The sequence below is a fragment of the Polaromonas sp. CF318 genome (assembly GCF_000282655.1).
Taxonomy (GTDB): domain Bacteria; phylum Pseudomonadota; class Gammaproteobacteria; order Burkholderiales; family Burkholderiaceae_C; genus Polaromonas.
On sequence record NZ_AKIV01000069.1, the window covers coordinates 1 to 6094 of the forward strand.

A 6094-nucleotide genomic window follows, 5' to 3' on the forward strand; every position below is an offset into this window, starting at 1 on the left:
CGCACGACCAACAGCTACGCCCAGGGCACAGGCTCGGCCACCGGCACGACCTTTGTCTACCCCAGCCAGAGCGTTGAGGAAAGCTGGGACCTGGGTGGTGCCGCATATCCCGCGGTCACCAACAGCTACCAATACGGCCAAAGCCCGCAATTCGGTGACCCGACACAGATCAGCGTGAGCAACAGCGCGGGCGCGGGCAAGACCACGGTCAACGAATACTGGCCGGCCAACACCGGCAGCGGAAACTGGATTTTGGGCCGGCTCAAGAAAGCCACCGTCACCAGCACGGCGCCGTAAGCGCGAGTCAAGCAAGCAATACAAGCAAGAAGCAAGAAGTCATAAGAGAGCAGGGACCATGAAACACCAGATTCACAAAAGCTTTGCAGCCATCACCTTGCTGGCCGTTCTCGGCTGGAGCCAGGCCGCCTGGGCCGACACCAAGGTGCGCGCCAGCAGTTTTGAATACGACGCCAGCGGCCTGCTCAGCAAGGAAGTGGTCGAACCCGACAGCCCCAACGACTGCCTGCAGACCAGCTACACCTACGACACCTTTGGCAACAAGACCGGTGTTACCACCTCGGCTTGCGCCGGCGCAACGGGTTACGCCATCTCGAGCGCCACAACCCCGCGCACCGCCACCAGCAACTTCGGCACCGATGGCCGCTTCCCGCTCAGCACCAGCAACGTCCTGGGCCAGAGCGAAACCAAGGCCTATGACGCGCGCTTTGGCGCTCCATCGAGCCTGACCGGCCCCAACAGCCTGGCCACGCAGTGGGAATACGACGGCTTTGGCCGCAAAGCCAAAGAGACTCGCTCCGACGGCACCTACACCACCTGGGCCTACAAACTCTGCACCGACGCCGGCATCAGTTGCCCCGGCCCCATAGGCGGGGCCACCATCGTCTGGGTTGCCATCGAGCAAAGCTACGCCGCTAACGCGGCCGTCAGCGCCCCCGAAAAGCGCTCCTACTACGACACCCTGAATCGCGTGGTACGTAGCCAGACGGCCGGCTTTGACGGCGCAGGTGCCGCGCCCACGCTGGTTCAGGACACCGAATACGACACCTTGGGCCGGGTTTCCCGAAAATCCGAACTATATAAACTGGTGGGCGGCACCGCCTACTGGGCTAGTTATACCTATGACGCACTGGGCCGCGTCACCCGCGAAGAGTCGCCCGATCCTGATGCGGTCGGTGGCATTGCCGTCACCACCATCAGTTACAGCGGCCTCGTCACCGTCGTTACTAACAGCAAGAGCCAGACCAAAACCACCACCAGGAACGCGCAAGGCCAAGTTGCCCTGCTTCATGACGCTCAAGGCAACTCTGTTGTTTACACCTATGACGCGTTAGGGCAACTCATCCAGACGAACGCGGCCGGTTCTATCACCACGATGGCTTACAACCAGCGCGGTCAGAAGATCAGCATGGCCGACCCTGCCATGGGCGCCTGGGAATACCGTTACAACATCTTTGGCGAACTCGTCTGGCAGCGCGACAGCCTGGGCCAGGTTCTCACCATGGCCTACGACAGCCTGGGCCGCATGACCCAGCGCACCGAGCCCGACCTAGTCAGCCAGTGGAGCTACGACACAAAGTTTGACGGCAATGCCTGCGGCAAGGGCGTTGGCAAGCTTTGCGAAGCCAAGGCTGACAACGGCTACAAGCGCGTGCATACCTATGACAGCCTGGGCCGTCCAAGCAGCACGTCCACCGTGCTGGACAACCCAGCTACGCCGGCAGTGGTGAGCGTTGCCTACGACGCCGTCACTGGCCGCATGGCCAGCAAGACCTGGCCCACCGGCTACCAGGCCAGCTATGTCTACAGTGCCGCCGGCTATTTGAAACAGGTCAATGGCGGCGGCACTAATGGATTCACCCAGACCGTGGGCTATGAGGTGCTGGCTATGGATGCCCAGGGCCACATCACCCAGTACAAACAAGGTAACCAGGTCACCACCGTCAGGGCCTACAACGAGGCCACCGGCAAACTGATCGGGCAGACCGCCACCAAAGCGGGACAGGCCACCGGCAACGTGCTGAACCAGAGCTATACCTATGACTCACTGGGTAATCTGACCACGCGCGCCGACAACTCGCCTGGCGTGGGCACCCAGGAAAGCTTTAGCTACGACAACCTGAACCGGTTGACCCTGAACACCTTGCTGGGCGGGGCGGTGAGCCCTCCGACCACGACTGAGGTGATGTACGACGCCAGGGGCAACATAACCTACAAGAGCGACGTCGGTCGCTACTGGTATGACGGCGCGCGGCCCAACCGCATGACCAACATTACGCTGGAGACGGCACCGGGTGCGCAGATCGCCTTCACCGGTACGCGCCAGCTGACCTATGCGTTTGACGACTACAAGCCCGGAGCGCAAACGGTCAACGGCACGACTTTGGGCAACGGCAACCTCGAATACACCGTCAGCCTGGATGCGGTCAACAGCCGCCACACCTATCGCGGTGAAACCTACACCAGCTTTAACATGCCGGCGACGATTACCTTCGGCAATATGTCGGGCAGCACGGCTGGCCCGGTGGACCGCAACCTGGCCTTTGTGTACGGACCCGAGCACCAGCGTATCAAGCAAACCGTGGTGGGTGGGTCAAACCCAGGAACCACCTGGTACCTCAACGGTGAGGACAGCCTGGGCCTGAGCTATGAGAAGGAGATCAAGGGCACGGGCATCACCGAGAACAAGCACTATGTGAGCGCGGGCGGCGTGGTGTTTGCGCTGTTTGTGAGCCGCACGGGCACCTTGGGTGCAACGCCGGCCACCACAACCAGCTACTTCCACAAGGATCACCTGGGCAGCATCGTAGCGGTCAGCGACGAGACAGGCGCCGTGGTTGAGCGCATGGCCTTTGATGCCTGGGGCAAGCGGCGCTTTGTGAACGGAACACCTGACGTTTTGGATTCCATCGTGGGCTGGAACACCGACCGCGGTTACACCGAACACGAACACCTCGACGAAATGGGGGTGATTCATATGAATGGACGGGTGTATGACCCGCTGATCGGGCGGTTTATGAGCGCCGATCCTTTCATCGACAACATCGATGATTTGCAGAATCACAACCGCTATGCATACGTTCGCAACAATCCTTTGCGTATCACCGATCCAAGTGGATATGGTTGGTGGACAAGCATCCGAAATATTGTGGTTCGCGCAGTGGCTGCGGTCGCTGATGCATACGGATGCTCTGGCTACTGCAGCGCAGCCGTGGGGGCGTATCAAGGCGCAAAGAATGGCGGAGGACTCACAGGAGCCGTGGTTGGTGGCATTACCAGTTATGTTGGTTATCAGGTCAGCATCAACTATCCATTGTTAAACGCGGGCGGTACCATCAATTGGGGAAATGTGGCGACCGCCGCAGCCATCAATTCGATTGGGGGTTGCGCGAGTGCCGTAGCTTCTGGTGGCAGTTGTGGACAAGGTGCGCTTTCGGGTGCGGTGGGGACAGTGGGAGCGACCTACGGAGTATTGGGATCAGCTTTGGCTGGCTGCATAACCGGTAGGATGAGCGGTAGCGGTTGTTCTCAAGGCGCGTTAAATGCCATAGGCTCCATGGCTATTAACTATCTTGTTCAAAATATTGGACAAAACTACCTTGGGGATGAAAAAGCAACCGGCAATCCCGAGCGATATCCCAATAGAATTATTTTTCTTAAGGATAATGATCCAAACTACGAAACGGCTTTAAAAAGTGCGCCAAAGGATGGTCAATTTTTGATAATTGGACACGGCAATGAGACGAGCCAGACCATGGCTGGTATGACAGGTGCTCAAATGGGTGAATACCTGATGACAAAGACGGCCTGGAAAACTGGTCAAGTTGTGCAAGTTGATGCGTGTTGGTTGGGTAATTCGGGACACGGATTTGCACAGCAGTTAGCGAACACTCTAAATACTATGGTTATAGCGTCACCTGTTCGAACATTGGACATAGCTGGTAATTCGGTACCTATGCATAGCTGGGCAATTACTTCTCAAAAGGCGATACCTCTTTGGCCTGCCGCATGGCGAACATTCAAACCTGCCAGTCAACGCGAGCGACCATGAAACATCGTTACGTGCTAGTAGTAGTTGCAGTTTTGCTTGCGATTGGATTATTGTGGTACTTACTTCCCGCTACCAATTGCTGCGAAAAAGTTGACAGCGAATATTTGACCCACGATTTACTAGTTGGTCGTGCGTTAAAGGGAGACCATATGGCTGAGCGAGAGCTATATGACGCCGCAGCAAATGCGGGGCATCACGAGGGCGCCCATCAATGGGCCATGACTGGTGCGCTCTCGGGTAATCCTGATTTGACTCAGATTTATATTCAAATTTACAAAAAATCGTCTAAAGAGTTGCAAGCAGCTGATGAGATCGTAATTAAGAAAAATCTGAATAGAGACGGAGTACCTAGACTTGCTTCGCTTCTTGGAATATCAATCGATGACGTCAAGGCCAACTCTGAAGAGTCTAAGAAATAAGGTGGAGTTAATTCGAAGGGCCTTTGATGGGAACTGAATCGGCCCCATGTCATGGAAATCTATTCGAACCGCGGATAGTCTGAGTTTTTGTCCATCAAGCAAATTCTCAATGGGCTCAAGCTAGGACTGAAGTGCTCAAAGCTTGGTAATTTGCAAAAACTCCGAACTGGCGGCGCCGAAATAAACTCGATCTGCCCACGTCACTCCGGCTTCATCACACTCTACGGCTGCCAGAGGTGGCCTTCATAACTGATTGGGTGGCTCAGTAACCGCTGAGACCTTAGGCATCGCATCAAGCTCAAACTCCAGGCATAGCAGGCCGGTCGTTCCGCCGAGATTGAGACCGTGCAGTAGGGCACCAACTTCTTAGATCTTTCGGTTGAGGCTGATACCTTCGCCCAATTTCTGTTGAAGCCATACACGTCAGAGTTCAATCGGCTAGCCGTCGCTTCGCTATGGGATGAAAAAACTCTGAGAAGGAATGACTATGAACTCACGCCCAAAACAAAAAAAGTCTGTTGCGCTCGCATTCGGAGGATTTGATCGCAATCCGCAGGAAGCGGTGAACCTCGTTGGGGTGGAAACACAGCGACTGGGGAGTCGTGGGGAACTAGTCAGCCCAGGTGCCCGAGGACTATGAAGAATCAAAGCTTCCCAATCTGCACAAACCACAAGCCCCGAACCACCTGCGCAGAAGCAAACCCGATCTGCCCACCGCCCCCCTAGCTCCCGTCAAACTCTCCAGCTGCCAGAGCCGGCTTTCATAACCGCCATTGAGTGCTTCCGTCACCGCTGAGGCCTTGGGCATGGCATCCAGCTCAAACTCCAGGCGCAGCACGCCGGCGGTGCCGTTCAAGGTCAGGCCGCGCAGGCGGACGCCGATTTCCTTGAGGTTTTCGGCTGAGGCGAATACCTTGTTCAAATCTTGCTGCAGCAGCTGAACGGTTTGCTCGGCGCTGGCCTGCCGGGGGCTGCCGTGACGACGCGCCGTGCATTGAGCTGGGTGATCTGCTGCTGGACGGCGGCGGCACGGCTTTCGATGTCTTGCATCGCCGATTCGTCTTTGTAGAAAAGGTCCCGCCGCATACCAAGCGGCAACCAGATTCTGGGCCGTTCAAGAAAGCCGCCTTGACGGGTGTGACTCTGTGGCTTTGATCAGCTACAGTCGACGCTAGTCAAAAGCCAACAAGCTGAAAAGCTAAAAGCAAGAATCGGGGGGTGGGGAATGTACGCAAGACACAGCAAGATATTGCGCTGCGCAGCTCTATGGCTGCTGGGCGCCGGGCTAGGCCTGGCCCAGGCCCAGACCACGACGGTCGCGGGCACCACGCCCGGCCAGTTTTCGGTCAATGAGTCGGGTGCTGCCACTTACCGCATTCCCATCCAGGTTCCTCCGGGCGTCGCCGGCATGGAGCCCAAGCTGGAACTGGCCTACAACAGCCAGGGCGGCAATGGTTTGCTGGGCATGGGCTGGAGTTTGAGCGGTTTGAGCGCCATAGGCCGTTGCCCCCGGACCATGGCCGTTGACGGCGTCAGGGGTGGCGTCAACCTCGATATGAACGACCGTTATTGCCTGGACGGCCAGCGGCTGATCCTGGTGTCGGGC

General features: G+C 57.2%; 6 protein-coding genes. 4 read left to right on the plus strand and 2 right to left on the minus strand.

Features of this window, described 5'->3' with window-relative positions; genetic code table 11:
• From PMI15_RS13000 to PMI15_RS24820, 3 genes are all read left to right on the plus strand, one after another.
• The coding region (locus PMI15_RS13000; protein ID WP_007869384.1) for a hypothetical protein at positions 1-297 on the plus strand (297 nt) is incomplete at its 5' end.
• 58 nt (positions 298-355) lie between these two features.
• Positions 356-4069: an RHS repeat domain-containing protein gene (locus PMI15_RS13005; RefSeq protein WP_007869387.1), complete on the plus strand. Its 3714-nt coding sequence runs from the start codon at positions 356-358 to the stop codon at positions 4067-4069.
• Positions 4066-4488, plus strand: a complete 423-nt coding sequence (locus PMI15_RS24820; protein WP_157214618.1) for a hypothetical protein — start codon at positions 4066-4068, stop codon at positions 4486-4488. The genes PMI15_RS13005 and PMI15_RS24820 overlap by 4 nt, the downstream gene beginning before the upstream one ends.
• 634 nt (positions 4489-5122) lie before the next feature.
• Here PMI15_RS24820 and PMI15_RS13010 read toward each other — a convergent pair.
• A complete protein-coding gene (locus tag PMI15_RS13010) occupies positions 5123-5410 on the minus strand; it encodes a hypothetical protein (protein WP_036838898.1) in 288 nt (95 codons plus the stop codon).
• Positions 5407-5538 carry a hypothetical protein gene (locus PMI15_RS25440; RefSeq protein WP_255348957.1) on the minus strand — a complete coding sequence of 44 codons (132 nt, stop codon included), beginning with the start codon at positions 5536-5538 and terminating at the stop codon, positions 5407-5409. The genes PMI15_RS13010 and PMI15_RS25440 overlap by 4 nt, the downstream gene beginning before the upstream one ends.
• A gap of 175 nt (positions 5539-5713) precedes the next feature.
• On the opposite strand from PMI15_RS25440, the gene PMI15_RS13015 reads away from it, so the two are divergent.
• Positions 5714-6094, plus strand: a 381-nt coding sequence (locus tag PMI15_RS13015) for a SpvB/TcaC N-terminal domain-containing protein (RefSeq protein ID WP_007869390.1), incomplete at its 3' end; no start/stop codon positions are given.